Consider the following 17,427-nt stretch of genomic DNA (forward strand, 5'->3'; position numbering starts at 1 on the left):
TTCTGCATGGTTAAGATCAATCGAAAATGGGCGGTTGTAACCTGCCTGACGGCGCTCTTGATCTGGGGCAATTCGCTGGTTCCCGGCTCGGGGTCGGGCTCGCTGAGCCTGACGGTCATGGAAGCTATCCGCGGTTTCCTGCACGGCGTGGGACTTCCATATGAATGGGTGACCAACTTTGTTGTTCGCAAGTGCGCGCATTTTACCGAGTATATGGTGCTCGGCATCTTGGCAACGCACGCCTTTGATTTTGAGGGCCGGCGTACCTTTGACGTGCTGCTGCCCACGGCGGTGTTCCTGCTGCTGATTCCTTCGATCGACGAGACGATTCAGCTCTTTGTGCCGGGACGCGCCGGCATGATCACCGATGTGATGATCGACTACTGTGGAGCGGCAACGGGCGTTGTGCTCCGATATCTACTACAATCCCTCATATGCGCCAAAAAGGCCGCCTAGGACGTATTGTTTGGTCCTAGGCGGCCTTTTTTATTTGAGGGCTTATATGAGGCGTGGTGGCGTCGTTCCGTAGGTTGGATTTGCCGAGCGCGCCACGCCCTGTGGGTGCGTCTGCTACTGAAGCGCCTGTGCGCCCAGGGCCAGGCAGCCCATGATGCCCTGCTTGCCCTCGAGGCTGTTGTTGACGATGTAGTTATCGATGTCGTTGACCTCGGGCGTGACGATATAGCCGTTGAGCATCTCGGCGCACTTCTTGCGCGCGAGCGGCACGATGGGAGTGTGGTCGGCCACGCCGCCGCCGATGATAATCTTTTGCGGCGCGTAGCACAGCGTGTAGGTCATGAGCGCCTGCGCCAGATAGCCGGCGAGCAGGTCCATGGCCTCCGGGTCATCGGCCATGTCTCCGGCGCTTTTGCCGTCCCAGCGCTTTTTAACGCCGGGGCCGGCGATGAGGCCCTCTAGGCAGTTGTCGTGGAAGGGGCAGGCGCTATGCTCGCCGATGGTGTCGCGCGGGTCGCGCGTGACCAGGATGTGGCCGGCCTCGGGATGCATCATGCCGTGCACGAGCTTACCGCCCGAGAGCACGCCGGCGCCCACGCCGGTGCCGATGGTCAGGTAGACCACGTCGGTGAGGCCCTGGGCGCAACCAAAGGTGACCTCGCCCAAGCAGGCAACGTTGACGTCGGTGTCGTAGCCACAGGGAATATTGAGCTCGTTTTGGATGGTGCCCAGCAGATCAAAGTAGCGCCATGCCGTTTTGGGCGTCTCCAGGATCTTGCCGTATTGGGGCGACGCGGGGTTGACTGCGGTGGGGCCAAAGGCGCCGATGCCCAGCGCGGTGATGCCCTTGTCGGCAAACCATGCATTGACGGCCTCAACGGTCTCCTGCGGGGTCGTGGTCGCGATCTGCTCACGCTCCAGGACCGTACCGTCTGCATAGCCCGTGGCGCAGACCATCTTGGTGCCGCCGGCCTCGAGCGCTCCGATAAGCTGCTGTTCTGCCATAGTATTCCTCTCTCTGGGACGAGTTGCTCCGTGACTAGAGTATAGGGCTCTAAACTATTTAAGAAAGCGTTATAAAAAGAAGCCTCGCAACGCGGCGGGCGGTGCGGGGCTTCTTTGGTTGCTTTAGTTGCCGGGCCGTCCTTACCCGCGCGGCTTGATTTTATCACGTAGCGACTTGAGGTTCTCCAGCGCCGCGTTAAGCGTCTCGTCTCGCTTGGCAAAGTGGAAACGAATCAGATGGTTGACGGGCTCGCGGAAGAAGCTCGAGCCGGGCACGGCGCCCACGCCCACCTTTGAGGCCAGGTCCTTGCAGAACTCGAGGTCGCTGTCGTAGCCAAACTCAGAGATATCCATCATCACGTAGTAGGCGCCCTGCGGTACGTTGTGCTTAAGTCCGATACTATCGAGCCCTTGGCAGAACAGGTCGCGTTTGGCGGTATAGAGGTCAAGGACCTCATCGTAATAGCTGCCGTCGAAATTGAGGGCGGTGACGACGGCTTCCTGCAGGGGAGCGGCGGCACCCACGGTGAGGAAGTCGTGGACCTTCTTGATGCGCTCGGTGATCTCGGCAGGGGCGATGGTGTAGCCCAGGCGCCAGCCGGTGATGGAGTACGTCTTGGACAGCGAGCTGCAACTGATGGTTCGTTCGAACATGCCGGGCAGCGTGGCCATATAGACGTGCTCGTGGGGCGCGTAGACGATGTGCTCGTATACCTCGTCGGTGATGCAGTAGGCGTCGTACTTTTTGCAGAGGTCGGCGATAAAGGTGAGCTCCTCGCGCGTAAAGACCTTGCCGCAGGGGTTGGAAGGGTTGCACAGGACGATGGCCTTGGGGTCGTTGTCGCGGAAGGCCGCCTCGAGCACCTCACGGTCAAAGTCGAATGTGGGCGGGTTGAGCGGCACGTAGATGGGCTCGGCACCCGAGAGAATGGTGTCAGCGCCGTAGTTCTCGTAGAACGGCGAGAAGATGACGACCTTGTCTCCGGGGTTCGCAACCGTCATCATGGCGGCCATCATGGCCTCGGTGGAGCCGCAGGTGACTACGATATTCTCGTTGGGGTTCACCGGCATGCCCATAAAGTGCCCCTGTTTGGCGGCGAGCGCCTCGCGCATGGCCTGGGAGCCCCAGGTGATGGAGTACTGGTGATAGAGCGGCTTGGGGTCGCTGGCGATGGCGCTGAGGCTATCGAGCAGCTGCGCTGGGGGATCGAAGTCAGGGAAGCCCTGCGAGAGATTGACAGCGCCATACTTATTGGAGATGCGTGTCATGCGGCGGATGACCGAATCGGTAAATCTTGCCGTGCGGTTGGAGAGTTCTTTCATGACGGTCCTTTCGAGGATTTGCAGTGGGGCAAGTTTACTCCCATGAAACCGGTGGGATTTGCTCGAAATGGTCTCGAAAAACTCTTTTCAAAATTCTTGAAAATTGGGGCTTGCATCGCGTGGCGTTCCTTGCAATAATAGTCGAGCGCGAAGCGCACAGGACACGGTGGGTGTAGCTCAGTTGGCTAGAGCGACGGGTTGTGGTCCCGTAGGTCGAGGGTTCGAGTCCCTTTACCCACCCCAGTTCTTGCTTCGTGTTGATATCGGGTCGTTAGCTCAGTTGGTAGAGCAGGGGACTCTTAATCCCAAGGTCCAGGGTTCGACCCCCTGACGGCCCACCCAAAGATTGTTAAAGCGACTGGCTCAGGCTGGTCGCTTTTTTGTTGACCACGCATGGGGCGAACCCGAAAGGGCACGGAGCTGAGTAATCTGCACCGTGATTCCCTTAGGGAAACACGGCTAAAGCCCCGTAGGCGTGTTCTCCTTAGGGGAATCATGCTTACGGGGCTCGATGCATGTTGAGAAGTTGTGATCAAACTCAAAGTGAGAATCGATTTAGTCTGCTCGATAGTGCGAACCTAAGCTTTCAGTTCGCTTGCGCATGGCTTTGACCATTTCCTGTGCTAGTCGAATCTGCGACTGTAGGCGGGCGAGGGCTGCGATCTCGCTGTCATCGGCATGCGGCTTGCTCAGCGCCATGGCCTTGTCTTGCAGGCTTTCAAGCTGTTGCAGAGCCTCGGATAGGCCCGTCTCGGTTCGGTTGATCATGCAATAGGTGCTCATCGTGTGCTTAAGGCCGTGTGTCAGGCGTTCGGCATCTGTTGTGGCAATGCCGTAGTGGGGGAGGGCGATATCCGCCTTCAGGGCTGTCTCAGGCTCTTTCTGCGCTGCAAGGGCTGCCGATGCGCCCGCGATGCGTCCGAACACGATGCCGTTGGCGCTTGACAAGCCACCAATGCGGTCGGCACCGTGCATGCCGCCTGTCGCCTCGCCGCAAGCGTAGAGGCCCTCAACGCCCGTGTGCGCGGTCTTATCGATCTTGATGCCGCCGTTGGCGGCGTGGGCATACATCGCAACGCGCATCTCGTCAGTCGGGGCGATGCCGTGCTCGTCTTGCAGCCAGGTGGCAAAGGTCTGCACAAACTCTGGGACATCCTCGCGGGGGAAGTCGTAGTGGAGTGCCAGGCCTTCGGCACCTGCCTGATCGATGACGAGATCGATAGCGCGGGAGGCCAAGCATGACGTGAAGGGACCATATCCAGAGCGCTGCTCGAGCAGGTCGTCCAGCTTGTCGTCGGCAATATCTACCGGCTGGTCTACATGTACGTAGCGCCAGGTTTTCTCGTTGAAGACCAGGTTGCGCTTGGGCTCGATGAAGCCGGGCATCATCTGCATGAACTCTATATCAGTAAGTGTTGCGCCGTGCGCCAGCGCGATGGCCTGCGAGGAGCTGAGCACATCAGCCGACGTAAGGCTGCGCTCGAACAGGCCGCCTGTGCCACCGGCTGCGATGATCGTGGCCTTGGCAGCAAAGGGCACGATTCGATTTTCGGTGAGGTCGTAGAGTACGGTTCCGGTTATTCTGCCGTTCGTGTCCTCAACAAGGTCAATAAGCTCATGGCGGGGGAGCAGGCGAATGCCGAGCGACTCGATCCAGGTCGTCAGAGCGTCCTCAAGGGGCTTGCGGGTGAGGCCGCGCCACATGCGCGTCTTGTGGTCAAAGCAGGGGATAAACTGCTTTTGCTGAGCACTCTCGGCGCTTTGCGGACGCTGAAGCTCAACGCCCAGGTCTTGCTCGAGCCATTCAATTGCATGGGGAATGCCGTGGACAAACGTCTGGACAAGCTCGGGGTCGGCGACGCCGCCACCAACGGTCTGAATGGTGTCGATGAGGTCTTGTTCGTCGTCTTCGTTAACGGGTCCGATAAGCCCCAGGCCCCAGGTTCCGGGGAAGAAGCTCGATCCACTCATAGTCTTGCCGGCGTTTGCCACGGTGACGGTTGCGCCCGTGCGTGCCGCTTCGATGGCGGCGCAAAGGCCCGCAATGCCAGATCCAATTACCAGTACATCAGTCGATTCCATCGGATTCCTTTCTCGTCCGGCGCATTGTCGCACGGGTGATCGGCAATGGGGCCGCAAAGACCCGGCAAATCGGTAAAGGGCAAATATGGCAGGTGGGCGTCATGGACGCTCTGGCGCTCCATCTCTTCACATCTCGTATTTCGCCCCAGCTGATATATCGACATTAGCTACCCTGCGACAGCGCAAACAAAAAGAGCCGCTACCCGGGTGGGTAGCGGCTCCAAAGCTCAGCTATATGAGCATCGCACGGGCGCGATTAGGCCTTGAGGGCCTCCTCGACGGCGACAGCGCAGGCGACGGTGGCACCGACCATGGGGTTGTTACCCATGCCGATGAGACCCATCATGTCGACGTGCGCAGGCACGGAGGAAGAACCTGCGAACTGGGCGTCGGAGTGCATACGGCCCATGGTGTCGGTCATGCCGTAAGAGGCAGGGCCGGCGCCCATGTTGTCCGGGTGCAGGGTACGGCCAGTGCCGCCACCAGAAGCGACGGAGAAGTACTTCTTGCCAGCCTCGAGGCGCTCCTTCTTGTAGGTGCCAGCGACGGGGTGCTGGAAGCGCGTGGGGTTGGTGGAGTTACCGGTGATCGAGATGTCGACGTTCTCGTGCCACATGATGGCAACGCCCTCGCGGACGTCGTCGGCGCCGTAGCAGTTGACGGCGGCGCGGGGACCATCGGAGTATGGGATGGTCTCGACGACCTTGAGCTCGCCCGTGAAGTAGTCGAACTGGGTCTTCACGTAGGTGAAGCCGTTGATGCGGGCGATGATCTGAGCAGCGTCCTTGCCCAGACCGTTGAGGATGACGCGCAGCGGCTTCTTGCGAGCCTTGTTGGCGTTCAGAGCCAGGCCGATAGCACCCTCAGCGGCAGCGAAGGACTCGTGACCTGCCAGGAAGGCGAAGCACTCGGTGTCGTCGGAGAGCAGCATAGCGCCCAGGTTGCCGTGGCCCAGACCGACCTTGCGGTCCTCGGCGACGGAGCCGGGAACGGTGAAGGCCTGGATGCCCTCGCCGATGATGGCGGCAGCCTCAGAAGCGGACTTGGCGCCACGCTTGACAGCGAGAGCGCAACCGAGGGTGTAGGCCCACTCGGCGTTCTGGAAGGCGATGGACTGGGTGTTGTTGACGATCTCACGCGGGTTGAAGCCCTTGTCGGTGCAGATCTGCAGAGCTTCCTCGAGGGAGGCGATGCCGTTGTCGGCGAGGCACTTGTTGATCTTGTCAGCGCGGCGCTCGTAACCTTCGAACGTAACAGTCATAGTTATTTCCCTCCCTTTCTACTCGTGAACCGGGAACACGCTGGCGACGGAGTGAGTCTCCTCGTCGGTGCGCGGGTCGATGTACTTGGCAGCGTTCTCCCACTGACCATAGTGGCCCATAGCGCCAGCGATGGCCTCCTCGGGGGTCTTGCCGGCCTTGACAGCGTCGGTGAACTTGCCGAGGTTCAGGAACTCGAACGCGATGATCTCGTTCTTGTCGTTGAGAGCCATGCGGGTGACGTAGCCCTGAGCGAGCTCGAGGTAACGAGCGCCCTTGGCCTTGGTGCCGAACATGGTGCCGACCTGAGAGCGAAGGCCCTTGCCGAGGTCGTCGAGGGAGGCGCCCACGGGCAGGCCGCCCTCGGAGAACGCGGTCTGGCTGCGGCCGTAAACGATCTGCAGGAAGATCTCGCGCATAGCAACGTTGATGGCGTCGCAGACGAGGTCGGTGTTGAGGGCCTCGAGGATGGTCTTACCGGGAAGGATCTCGGAAGCCATGGCGGCAGAGTGGGTCATGCCCGAGCAGCCGATGGTCTCAACGAGGGCCTCCTCGATGATGCCGTCCTTGACGTTCAGCGTGAGCTTGCAGGCGCCCTGCTGAGGTGCGCACCAACCCACACCGTGCGTAAGACCGGAGATGTCGGAAATCTCCTTAGCCTGGACCCACTTGCCCTCCTCGGGGATGGGTGCGGGGCCGTGGTATGCACCCTTGGCAACGGGGCACATGTTCTCCACTTCCTGTGAGTACTGCATGCCTCTCCTCTCTATCGTGTTGGCGTCCCGTCTGGGGGCCGTGGCTGGCGATTGCCGGGCGACCCTTCGAAAGGGACATGACATGCAGCCCCTATAATACCGCGAAATGCACGGAATATTCGGCGAACGGCTCAGTTTTCGTAGCGAGAAGTCCGGAAGTTTTAATTGAAACGGTTTAACTCTATGTTCTGTGGTCGTGAACTTCCGTAGAGGGGGTCCGTCTTGGGCAAGCTATTGGTCAGCTCTTGTAAGCATTGCGGGGGTTGACCTGTTGCAACGATGCCGTTCGCCGCCTGATTACTGCCTTTGGCCGCGCGAGTGTATTGTTTTGCGTGAATGTTTTGATGGCACGCTTCAATCGTGCTGTATTGGATGGCAAGCAGATCCCGGCGAAGGGAGCGCCATGCAGCGCGTTTGGAGAACGGTTACCGGCTTTTACCATGTCTGTGCCCGCGGTACGGGCAAGCAGCTCATCTTTGAGGGCGATGAGGACCGGTGGGAGTTTTTGGAGCTGATGCGCGAGTGCTGCCGCGAGGAGGGTGTGACGGTTATCGCTTGGTGCCTTATGGGCAATCACGTGCATTTGGTGCTTGCAGATTACGAGGACAGGATGAGCGCGGCGATGCACCGGCTGCTTTTGACGTACGCGCGGCGGTTCAAGAAACGCACGAGGCGCACAGGCCATCTGTTCCAGAACCGTTTTGACCGGCGCTCGCTCGATACCGACTGGCAGGTGATGGAGGCTATTCGCTCCGTTCACGCCGATCCGCAGGAGGCGGGCATGAGCCTAATCGAGCGTTACCCCTGGAGCAGCTTTGCGGAGCATCTGCGCGCTTACGACAGTGATGCGGCATATGCCGCGAGGGGATTTTCTGATCCTTCTTGCGTGCTTGAACTTTTTGGTTCTGCCGAGGGCTTTATTGCCTATTCGCTTTCGACGCCCGACGGTAGCGAGCCGGCGCTGTGCGATATGAAAGAGACAGAGTGGGAACGCCACGCCTTTGCCGACAAGATGGCGAAGAGCCTCGGGGTTCCGCTCCACGGGGTTAAAGCCGCGCCGTCGGCGCAGCGCAATATCGTCATTCTTGGATTGCACGATGCCGGTTTTACGGTGCGTCAGATTGAGCGATATACGGGGATTGGCAAAAGTACCGTTTCTCGTATCGTGCGTGCCTGTGCACGAACGGCGGTGCAGACTGGCCGAAACGTGGCGTAGGACTGCCTGTGCACCGCAGCTGGGGTCGCCCATATGCCACAACCATTGTTCTAAAAGCTTGGTACGGTAACTGCACTTCTTAATATGCATAGAACAATCGTCATCTTGCATAAAATAACAGCTCAGTCCGGGTTTGCCCGTGCCTACCCCCGTCTGCGCCGTGCAAAAAACGGAGTTTTCAGCATCGTGGTGCTGTCGGCACTGCCGCAATCTTGCAACATACAGGTTCCGAAGCTATTTATGCCTTCCGATGCGCCTCCGAAGCGCATGTATGTGATCCCTGAGACCGCGATGCTTGTTCTAAAACACAATATATATGCGCCTAAAGACGTTGATTAACGCTTTCGATGCGTATACACACAGCTTGGCGTGCTGAATACTCGCAAATATGCACGCCGCTCCCTATGGGACCCGTCTGCGGCAGGCGCGAAGCGAGTCGGAGCTTCGCAGAACGGGGCTTGGCGCATTGCTTGGCGGGCCCGGGGCCCTGCCGCAGGCCTTTGGTGCTGTGGAAAACGCCCGTGCTCGCGTCTGGCTGTGTGGCAAATGTCAGACGGGGCGCCGGACGCGCGGACTTTGTGCGTTCGCGCTCATTAGGTAAAAACAGAGCCGCCCGTATCGGGCGGCTCGGCAATCAAAAACCTTGGATTCGGGGCATAAACTACTGGTTTGTTTGCCCCTCGAGCATGCCGTCGAGGGTGCGCCAGGCGAGCTCGGCGCACTTGACGCGGGCGGGCATGTGCGAGATGTCCTGGAGCTGGGCGGCTTCGTCCAGGTCTTCCAGGTCCTCCTCGGAGAGCTGCTCGCCGCGGATCATGGCGAGGAAGAGCTCTGCCAGGCGGTGAGCTTCCTCGACGGTCTCGCCGGTGATGAGGTCGGCCATGATGTCGGCACTGGCCTGACTGATGGCGCAGCCGTGGCCGGTAAAGGAGGCCTCCTCGATCACGCCGTTCTCGACGCGCAGCTGCAAGGTGAGCTCGTCGCCGCAGCTGGGGTTGATGCCGTCGTGCTCGTGCGTGGGAGCATCCATCTCGTATTTATAGTCGGGGTGCGAGTTGTGCTCCATAAATGTGGTGGAGGTGTACAGATTACCCATTGAACGTGCTCCAAACGTGATGCAGGCCGGCGATGAACTTGTCGATGTCGGCCTTGTCGTTGTAGAAGGCCACGCTGGCGCGGCAGCAAGCAAGGTTTTCGACACCCAGCCAGGTAAGCAGCGGCTGCGCGCAGTGGTGGCCGGCGCGGATGCAGACGCCGTCCATGTCCATGATGCTCGCGACGTCGTGCGGGTGGATGTCCTTGACGTTAAAGCTCACGACGCCGTGGTGGTTATCCCAATAGATGGAGCCGATGATCTGGACAAAGTCGAGCTGCATGAGCTCGCCCATCAGGTAGTGGACTAGTGCCTGCTCGCGGGCCTGAATGTTTTCGTAGCCAACCGTGTTGACCAGGTAGTCGAGTGCCGCACCCGTGGCGAAGATACCGGCGGCGTCCTGCGTGCCGGCCTCGAACTTCTCGGGGACGGGCGCCCAGACGGCGTCCTGCTCGGTGACCGAATCGATCATCTCGCCGCCGGTGAGCATGGGCGGCATGGCGTTGAGCAGGTCCATCTTGCCCCACAGCACGCCGATGCCCATGGGGCCCATGGCCTTGTGCGCGCTAAAGGCAAAGAAGTCGGCGCCCAGGTCGGCCACATCGACCGGCATGTGCGGCAGCGACTGCGCACCGTCGACGACCAGGTAGCCGCCGTACTTGTGCACGAGTTTGCCGAGGTTCTTGACCGGGTTCTCGACGCCCAGCACGTTAGAAACCTGACCCACGGCCAGAATTTTGGTCTTGGGACCCACCTTGGCAAGAACCTCCTCGGTGGTGAGCTGGCCGGTCTTGGTGGGGTAGAGGTAGACGAGCTTGGCGCCGGTCTCGCGGCAGACCTGCTGCCACGGAATCAGGTTGGAGTGGTGCTCCATGATGGTGATGACGACCTCGTCGCCCGGTTTGAGCACTGTGGGCGCAAAGCTCTTGGCGACCAGGTTGAGCGACTCGCTCGTGTTGCGGGTGAAGACGACCTCGTTGGCCTGTGAGGCGCCGATGAGGTCGGCGATCTGCTGGCGGACCTTCGCGATGGCGTCGGTTGCCTCGACGGACAGCGAGTACAGGCCGCGCAGGGGGTTGGCGTTCATGCGCTGGTAGAAGTCGCGTTCGGCGTCAAGCACGCAGGCGGGGCGCTGCGCGGTGGCGGCGCTATCGAGGAAGGCGATCTCGGGGTGCTGCTGGAAAAGCGGGAATTGCGCCTTGTAGGGATTGGTCTCGATGTCGACGGTAGGCCAGCCGCGCGAGGCCTCGTCGCTGGCGTCGAGCTCCATAGGCTCCGGTGCGGTACAGGTGTCGCATTTAACGTGCTCGGTGTCGATCATGCGAGCTCCTCTTCAAAGTTGTCGATCAGGTTGTTGCCCAGGCGGACGATGCCGGCGCGGGTGCGCTCGTCGGTGGCGGAAAGCGCGGCGTCCTCCAGCTTGGCGCGGATGAACAGGTCCTCGGCGGCGTTTTGGTCAAGACCGCGGCAGGCGAGGTAGAACAGCTGCTCGTCGCGGACGTGACCGATGGTGGCGCCGTGGTTGCCGGCGACGTCGTCCTCGTCGCAGAGAATGACGGGAATGGTCTTGTTGTCGACGCCTTTGTTGGCCAAAAGCACCGTCTCGCGCTCGGTGCCGGTTGCACCCTTGCAGCCGTGCACGAGGTCGATGGTGCCACGGTAGACCTTCTTGGACGTGCCGGTCAGCACGCCGTTGGCGTCGATCTCGCACTCGGTCTTGCGACCGCGGTGGCGCAGCTCGTAGTTAAAGTCGCGCACCTGCTCACGGGCGCCAAGGTAGTCAGTATCGATGGTGACCTTGGCGGTATCGCCCAGCAGGTCGCCGGCAAGGCCGGTGGCGCTGGCGCCGGCACCCAGGACGGTGTGTTGCACGTTGACGCGCGCGCCCTCGTCCAGGAACAGGCCGGTATCGTCGAGTGCGATCCAGCTATCGTCGAGCGTCTGCGTGCAGGCCACGTTGACGGTGGCGTACTCGTGGGCGCACACGCGCAGCACGGATCCCACGACGCCCTCGCCGGCAACGGGGGAGTCCAGGGCGATCTGCAGGTCGAGCGTCGACTGGGGACGGACGACGACGTCGATGGCGGCGATGGCCGCGGCGGCATCGACACCGCTCACACGCACGGTAACCGTGGCGTGCTTGTATGCGGGCACATCGATGACGACGCGCTTGGTGGCGTGGTCGGCCAGGTAGGTGTAGGCAGCCTCGCCCATGCCAGTCTCGAAGGCCTCAGCGGGGGAGAGCTCCTCCTCCAGCTTAATGGCACCGGCCTGGTAGACGGAGGTGGCGGGCACGTCGAGCTCGGTCTCGGGCGTGATGCGGGCGCGGTCGGCGGCATCGCCGGGCGCGGAGGCGCGGCGCTCGGGGAAGCGCTCGGCCATGGCGTCCATGGCGGCGTCGAACGCGTCTGCCACGCCAGCAAATTGCTCGTCCAAGCCCTCAACCTTAACGGTCTCGGCGGGAGCGGCGGCAAGCTCGTCAGAGAGCTCGAGCTTGGTCTGGTTCATCTTCAGCCAGCCCCATGTGGCAGCCGGCATCGCATTGACCTGCTCAAGGGTGGTAGCAGCGGTGTTCGTGGTCTGTTTCATTATCCGATCGCTCCTTCCATCTCGAGCTTGATCAGGTTGTTCATCTCGACGGCGTACTCCAGCGGTAGCTCCTTGGAGACCGGGTTGGCAAAGCCGTTGACGATCATGGTACGGGCTTCTTCCTCCGAGATACCGCGGCTCATCAGGTAGAACACCTTATCGTCGCCGATACGGCCGATGGTGGCCTCGTGGCCGATGTCGACATTCTTGGCGCGGATGTCCATGGCGGGGATGGTGTCGGAGCGGCTCTGGTCGTCGAGCATGAGCGACTGGCAGCTCACGGTTGCCTTGGAACCCTCGGCCTTGGGCGTGGCCACGATGGAGCTGCGGAAGGTCTGGATGCCGCCGCTCTTGGAGATGCCCTTGGTCTCGACGGTTGCCGAAGTATCGGGCGCGTTGAGCACGACCTTGCAGCCGGTATCCAGGTTCTGGCCGGCGCCGGCAAAGGTGATGCCGGTAAAGCTCGAGCGGGCGCGGCGTCCGCTGAGCACGCTCATGGGGTAGAGGTAGCCCACGTGGCTACCGAAGGAGCCGCTGATCCACTCGATGTCGCCGTCCTCGTCCACGCGCGCACGCTTGGTGTTGAGGTTGTACATGTTCTTGGACCAGTTCTCGATGGTCGAGTAGCGCAGGTGCGCACGCTTGCCCACAAAGAGCTCCACAGCGCCGGCGTGGAGGCTGGCCACGTTGTACTTGGGCGCGGAGCAACCCTCGATAAAGTGCAGGTCGGCGTCATCCTCGACGATGATGAGCGTGTGCTCAAACTGGCCGGCGCCCTTGGCGTTAAGGCGGAAGTAGCTCTGCAGCGGGAAATCGAGCTTGGTGCCCTTGGGCACGTAGACAAACGAGCCGCCCGACCACACGGCACCGTGCAGGGCCGCAAACTTGTGGTCGGTGGGCGGGATGAGCGTCATAAACTTCTCGTGGATGAGCGGCTCCCACTGCGGGTCGTGCAGGGCTTCCTCGATGCCGGAGTACACGATGCCCATCTTCGACGCGGTGTCCTGCATGTTGTGGTAGACCAGCTCGGAGTCGTACTGCGCGCCGACGCCCGCCAGGTAGCTGCGCTCGGCTTCGGGGATACCCAGGCGCTCAAAGGTGTTCTTGATGTCGTCGGGCACCGACTCCCAGTCGTGCTTTTGGTCGGTGTTGGGTTTGACGTAGGTGACGATGTTGTCCATGTCCAGACCCTCGATGGAGGGGCCCCAAGTCGGATCGGGGAAGCGGTTGAAGATCTCGAGGGACTTGAGGCGCAGGTCGAGCATCCACTGCGGCTCGTCCTTCTTGGCGCTGATCTCGCGCACGATGTCGGGCGTGATGCCGGCGTCGAGGCGCTCGAATCCCTCCTCGCCATAGGTGAAGTCGTAGAGGCTGCGGTCGATGTCCGCGACCTCGGTGCGGTTCTTGGTCATTGCGTCGCCCCTTTACGCCTGCTGCTCGGCAGCGGCGGCCTCGGCCTGGGCGCGCTGCTCGGCTGCCTCGCGCTCGAAGGTCTCAAAGCCGTTCTTGTCGATCCAGGGGATGAGCGAGGCGTCGTCCTCGCGCACGATATGGCCCTTGACCATAACGTGGACGCGGTCGACATCCAGGTGCTCCAGGATGCGCGTGTTGTGCGTGATGATGAGCATGGAACCGTCGCAGCTCTTGCGGTAGGCATCCATGCCGTGGCTGACGGTGGACAGGGCGTCGACGTCCAGGCCGGAGTCGGTTTCGTCCAGGATGGCGAGCTTGGGCTGCAGCAGCAGAAGCTGGAGCATCTCGACCTTCTTCTTCTCGCCGCCCGAGAAGCCTACGCCCAACTCGCGGTTGAGGTAGGCGGTATCCATGTTGAGCTCGGCCGCGAGCTCCTTGACGCGACGGCGGAACTCCTTGCCCTTCATCTCCAGGCCGGGGCGGCCGGCGATGCTGGCGCGCAAAAAGCTCGACAGCGGCACGCCCGGGATCTCGACTGGGGCCTGGAAGCTCAGGAACAGGCCGGCGCGCGAGCGCTTGTCGGTGGTGAGCTCGGTGATGTCCTGGCCGTCAAAGACGATGCGGCCGTCATTGACGGTATAGACGGGGTCGCCCATGACCAGGTGGCCAAGGGTGGATTTGCCGGCGCCGTTGGGACCCATCAGCACGTGGGTCTCGCCGGCGGCGACGTTAAGGTTGACGTTGTGGAGGATGGTCTTCTCGTCCACGGAGGCGGTAAGACCTTCAATGGAAAGCAGCGGATTTGCGCTCATGCTGTCCCTCTCTGTATATGGTGTACTCATAGGTGTACTAAACCCTAGGAATCTTCTCGGAATAAAGTTACTATGGGTTCGGCGTTAGTCAAGGGAAAACCCGACTAATCCACTCGACTTTTCAAATTCTGGGACAAAATAACCTGTTGTGTTTGTCCCACTTACTTAAGATTTGGGACAAACAAACCTGGTTATGTTGTCCCAGGAACGATGGGAGGGTAGGTATGCTCATTTCTTCCAAGGGCCGCTATGCCCTCCGGCTGATGATCTACATTGCGGCGCTCGGTGACGCCGAGGGCAAGATTGCCTTGCGCGAGGTTGCCGACCGTGAGCATATCTCGCAAAAGTATTTGGAGCAGCTGGTTCGTCCGCTTATGAAGGCGGGCCTGCTTAAGAGCGTGCGCGGCAAGGGCGGCGGCTACATGATGGCCAAGGACCCGGCCGAGGTGCGTGCTGGCGACATCCTGCGCGCCGTCGAGGGCAGCACGGCTCCGGTGGCGTGCGACGGCATCGACAACAGCTGCGCCCGCAGTGATCTGTGCTCGACCGTCAAGTTCTGGCGCGGTCTGGACGACGTGATCGAAAAGTACGTTGACGGCGTGACGTTGGCCGACCTGGCCGCCGTTCCCGAGATCAACTTTGACATTAAGCTGTAGGGCTGCAAATGGCATCTCTCGACAAGGTGTACAAACAAATCGAAGTTTTTGCTCGGGAATGTGACGCCGAGAAGGTTGTGCTGTTTGGTTCTCGTGCTCGAGGCGACAACTTACCCAAGAGCGATATTGACATCGCCGTAGCAGGTTGTCGGGATTTCGGCCGTTTCTCATATTTGATCGAGGAGCGTCTTGATACTCTTTTAGATGTAGATGTCGTCAATCTCGACGAGTCCTTGTCGCAGCAATTGCTCGATGAAATTGCCAGGGATGGTGTGATTCTGTATGAAAAAATATGAGAACTTTGCCAGTGCCTTGGCGAATCTTGAGGATGCGCCCAATCAGGATCTCAACAATGATTTTGTTCAGAGTGGATTGATTAATAAGTTCAATCTTCAATTTGAACTGAGCTGGAAGCTCCTTAAGCGTCTGCTCGAGTATGAGGGCGCCACGCTTGCCGCGTCGGGGTCTCCTCGTGCCATCTTGAAGGAGTCGTACCGATTCTACGACTTTATTGATGAGGCGGCCTGGCTAGACATGCTCAGAGACCGTAATACGAACGTCCATATCTATGACAACAAGCTCGCTCAAGATTTGATTCAGCGCATCTTGAACGTCTATATCCCCGCTTTCTGTCAGTTGAGGGACGGGCTGATGGAGCGTTACGGCGAGCTTCTGTTGGCGCCCGACGACCAGTTTGTTTAATTCCTTACGATTTCGCGGAGGGTTGTTGCCGTTTACCGAGGGGTTGTTGTGCAACAACGGGCGAGCTGCAATACTTACTCTTATCTTTGCAAACTGCACTTTAACTACACCAAAGCAGGGAGGATCTTATGCAGCCCAAGCATTCCGCGATTGTCGCGGGCCTGACGCTGGCGCTTTCGTTTGGCGCCGTTTCCGCGCCGGTACCCGCCGCTGCCGAGGAGCCCACGCCGGGCGTTGCCTCGGATGCCACCGATATCGATAAGGGTCTCTACACCCAGCAGTCCTTCTCGGGCGTGCTGAGGTCGGTCCAGGGCGTTTCGTTTGTCAACGTGACTCCCGAGATGAAGTACTTTACCAAGTACGAGAGCCATGGCAACTACAACCAGGGCTTCTCGTATGGCGACGGTTATAACGCGCTGGGCTATTACCAGTTCGACCGGCGTTGGTCGCTCATCCCGTTTATGAAGCAGGCCTACAACTACAACCCCGAAAAATACAGCATGCTCAAGGATGCGATTGATCGCGGCAGCGAGATTTCTAACGCGAGCAATGCTATGTACGAGAACGGCCAGCTCACCGAGCTGGGCTATATCGCGCAGGATGCCTTCCAAGGCGCGTACAACACCGATCCTGTTGAGTTCTCAGCACTTCAGGATGCGTATGCGTACAACTCGTACTATGCGGTGACCGAGGCGTGGCTCAAGAGCGGCCTGGGTATTGATATTTCGGGCCGCGCCGATTGCGTCAAGGGCATGGTGTGGAGCATTACCAACATGTGCGGCACCGGTGGCTGCAGGGACTTTTTCCGCTGGGCGAATCTTTCCAACGATATGTCCGACCGCGAGTTTGTGACGGCGCTCTCCAATAGCGTGGCCAACAATGTCGCCACTAAGTTTTCGAGTCAGCCCCAGTATCATGAGGGCTGGAAGAATCGTTATAAGAATGAGCTGAAGGACTGCTTGGTTTTTATCGCCGAGGATGAGGCTGCCGCTGCGACGCCCGTGCAGCCCGAGCCTACGCCGGCGCCCTCGCCGACACCTGATTCGAATGACGACTCGAGTGACGATGCCAACGATGACAGGATGGATGCGCCCTCGACCGATGCTGACGGTAATGGCTCTGCTGGTGGCACTACCAACGACGGCTCTACCTCGAACGGCTCCGATTCGAACGGCTCTGCTGCGGGCGATTCGTCTTCAAGCTCTGCCGGCAATACGGACAGCGACGCTTCTGGTTCGACCGGCGCTGGCACCTCTAACTCATCCACCGGCTCGAGCGATTCGTCCGTTGACACCGGCTCTAACAACGGCTCCGGCTCTGACGCAACCCCTGATTCCGATGCTTCCAAGGACGACTCGAATAAGGCGCCGGACGCTCCCGTTGCTTCGCCGGACAAGAAGCCTTCTTTCTCCGTGCAGCTTGGTTCTACGCTGGGCTCTTCGCTGATGGCTGGCGTCAATAACGGCTCGACCCAGAACAAGGACAACTCTGATCAGGCTTCCGCGGAAAAGACCGAAGCCGTAAAGGGCGATTCCAAGGATAAGGCTTCCGAGAAGGTTGAATCCGATAAGGGTTCTAGCTCTGATGAGAAGGACGACAAGTCCGCTCAGAAGAAGGACGAGGACAAGAAGTCTGAATCTGAGGAGAAGGACAAGAACAAGGACAAGACCGAGGACGGAAAGCAGCAGGGCGAGGACAGCAGTAAGGGCAACACCGACAACCAGAACCAGGAGCAAAATGACTCCAAGACGGTGACCACTACAACGACTAAGACTTCGGGCGGCAATATGCCCAAGACGGGCGATCTGATTGTGATGGCGAGCCTTGCCAGCGCAAGCTTGGCCACACTGGGCGCTACGTCTATCGTAAGTGGTAAGCATAAGCTCGATCAGCAGAAGAAGACTTCTGGGGAGGACGGCTCGGAGGAGTAGCCTCTCGGTTGCTAGATAACTAAAGAGTTGGGACGGGGTCTGGTGCTAATACATTGGGCCCCGTTTTGTTGTGCAACGATTAGTTATGCCCCCTCACACCTCTTGTTGCTACCGTTGCCCGATATGTTCGCGCGG

Annotated in this window: 16 protein-coding genes and 2 tRNA genes; 8 read left to right on the forward strand and 10 right to left on the reverse strand. The window is 60.0% G+C overall.

The features are described from left to right. The first annotated feature begins 6 nt into the window (after positions 1 to 6). Entirely contained in the window at positions 7 to 456 is a 450-nt protein-coding gene (locus tag LK493_RS01395; RefSeq protein ID WP_227789869.1) for a VanZ family protein, read from the forward strand. A 114-nt stretch (positions 457 to 570) separates the two neighbouring features. Here the strand turns inward: LK493_RS01395 and LK493_RS01400 are convergent, their stop codons facing one another. Beyond that, the gene (locus tag LK493_RS01400; RefSeq protein ID WP_118405868.1) at positions 571 to 1,461 is read right to left on the reverse strand and encodes an ROK family protein; all 891 of its coding nucleotides are present in this window, start codon (positions 1,459 to 1,461) and stop codon (positions 571 to 573) included. 141 nt (positions 1,462 to 1,602) lie between these two features. After that, on the reverse strand, positions 1,603 to 2,784 hold the full coding sequence (locus LK493_RS01405; protein WP_227789870.1) for a pyridoxal phosphate-dependent aminotransferase: 1,182 nt from the start codon (positions 2,782 to 2,784) through the stop codon (positions 1,603 to 1,605). Between the two features lie 166 nt (positions 2,785 to 2,950). On the opposite strand from LK493_RS01405, the gene LK493_RS01410 reads away from it, so the two are divergent. Next, positions 2,951 to 3,027 (forward strand) — tRNA-His (locus LK493_RS01410). A gap of 22 nt (positions 3,028 to 3,049) precedes the next feature. After that, a tRNA-Lys gene (locus tag LK493_RS01415) sits at positions 3,050 to 3,122 on the forward strand. Between the two features lie 217 nt (positions 3,123 to 3,339). On the opposite strand, the gene LK493_RS01425 is transcribed toward LK493_RS01415, so the two are convergent. From LK493_RS01425 to LK493_RS01435, 3 genes are all read right to left on the reverse strand, one after another. Then, positions 3,340 to 4,866 carry an FAD-binding protein gene (locus LK493_RS01425; RefSeq protein WP_265333224.1) on the reverse strand — a complete coding sequence of 509 codons (1,527 nt, stop codon included), beginning with the start codon at positions 4,864 to 4,866 and terminating at the stop codon, positions 3,340 to 3,342. A 256-nt stretch (positions 4,867 to 5,122) separates the two neighbouring features. After that, positions 5,123 to 6,127: a GGGtGRT protein gene (locus LK493_RS01430; RefSeq protein ID WP_006235553.1), complete on the reverse strand. Its 1,005-nt coding sequence runs from the start codon at positions 6,125 to 6,127 to the stop codon at positions 5,123 to 5,125. 18 nt (positions 6,128 to 6,145) lie between these two features. Next, on the reverse strand, positions 6,146 to 6,880 hold the full coding sequence (locus tag LK493_RS01435; RefSeq protein ID WP_006235554.1) for an iron-sulfur cluster assembly scaffold protein: 735 nt from the start codon (positions 6,878 to 6,880) through the stop codon (positions 6,146 to 6,148). Between the two features lie 403 nt (positions 6,881 to 7,283). Between LK493_RS01435 and LK493_RS01440 the strand changes: the two genes are divergently transcribed. Then, positions 7,284 to 8,096: a transposase gene (locus LK493_RS01440; RefSeq protein ID WP_227789871.1), complete on the forward strand. Its 813-nt coding sequence runs from the start codon at positions 7,284 to 7,286 to the stop codon at positions 8,094 to 8,096. A 661-nt stretch (positions 8,097 to 8,757) separates the two neighbouring features. On the opposite strand, the gene sufU is transcribed toward LK493_RS01440, so the two are convergent. Genes sufU through sufC form a run of 5 tightly spaced genes read right to left on the reverse strand, consistent with a single transcriptional unit; the run spans position 8,758 to position 14,003 of the window. Beyond that, positions 8,758 to 9,192: a Fe-S cluster assembly sulfur transfer protein SufU gene (sufU, locus tag LK493_RS01445; RefSeq protein WP_117770218.1), complete on the reverse strand. Its 435-nt coding sequence runs from the start codon at positions 9,190 to 9,192 to the stop codon at positions 8,758 to 8,760. Further along, a complete protein-coding gene (locus tag LK493_RS01450) occupies positions 9,185 to 10,510 on the reverse strand; it encodes an aminotransferase class V-fold PLP-dependent enzyme (RefSeq protein WP_227789872.1) in 1,326 nt (441 codons plus the stop codon). Before LK493_RS01450 ends, sufU begins: the two co-directional genes overlap by 8 nt. After that, positions 10,507 to 11,778, reverse strand: coding sequence for a SufB/SufD family protein (locus LK493_RS01455; protein ID WP_215673612.1), 1,272 nt, complete (start codon positions 11,776 to 11,778; stop codon positions 10,507 to 10,509). The genes LK493_RS01450 and LK493_RS01455 overlap by 4 nt, the downstream gene beginning before the upstream one ends. Further along, complete coding sequence (gene sufB / locus LK493_RS01460; RefSeq protein ID WP_227789873.1) at positions 11,778 to 13,190, reverse strand: Fe-S cluster assembly protein SufB; 1,413 nt, start codon at positions 13,188 to 13,190, stop codon at positions 11,778 to 11,780. Before sufB ends, LK493_RS01455 begins: the two co-directional genes overlap by 1 nt. A 12-nt stretch (positions 13,191 to 13,202) precedes the next feature. After that, on the reverse strand, positions 13,203 to 14,003 hold the full coding sequence (gene sufC, locus LK493_RS01465; RefSeq protein ID WP_006235561.1) for a Fe-S cluster assembly ATPase SufC: 801 nt from the start codon (positions 14,001 to 14,003) through the stop codon (positions 13,203 to 13,205). Between the two features lie 224 nt (positions 14,004 to 14,227). Here sufC and LK493_RS01470 point away from each other — a divergent pair, with 224 nt between their 5' ends. From LK493_RS01470 to LK493_RS01485, 4 genes are all read left to right on the forward strand, one after another. Next, entirely contained in the window at positions 14,228 to 14,659 is a 432-nt protein-coding gene (locus tag LK493_RS01470; protein ID WP_117770222.1) for an RrF2 family transcriptional regulator, read from the forward strand. An 8-nt stretch (positions 14,660 to 14,667) separates the two neighbouring features. Further along, the gene (locus LK493_RS01475) at positions 14,668 to 14,955 is read left to right on the forward strand and encodes a nucleotidyltransferase family protein (protein ID WP_022094823.1); all 288 of its coding nucleotides are present in this window, start codon (positions 14,668 to 14,670) and stop codon (positions 14,953 to 14,955) included. Continuing rightward, positions 14,942 to 15,361, forward strand: a complete 420-nt coding sequence (locus tag LK493_RS01480) for an HI0074 family nucleotidyltransferase substrate-binding subunit (RefSeq protein WP_227789874.1) — start codon at positions 14,942 to 14,944, stop codon at positions 15,359 to 15,361. Before LK493_RS01475 ends, LK493_RS01480 begins: the two co-directional genes overlap by 14 nt. A 128-nt stretch (positions 15,362 to 15,489) precedes the next feature. Continuing rightward, complete coding sequence (locus LK493_RS01485; protein ID WP_227789875.1) at positions 15,490 to 17,292, forward strand: VgrG-related protein; 1,803 nt, start codon at positions 15,490 to 15,492, stop codon at positions 17,290 to 17,292. Positions 17,293 to 17,427 lie beyond the last annotated feature (135 nt).

The sequence above is a fragment of the Collinsella aerofaciens genome (assembly GCF_020709435.1).
GTDB classification, from domain to species: Bacteria; Actinomycetota; Coriobacteriia; order Coriobacteriales; family Coriobacteriaceae; genus Collinsella; species Collinsella aerofaciens_AU.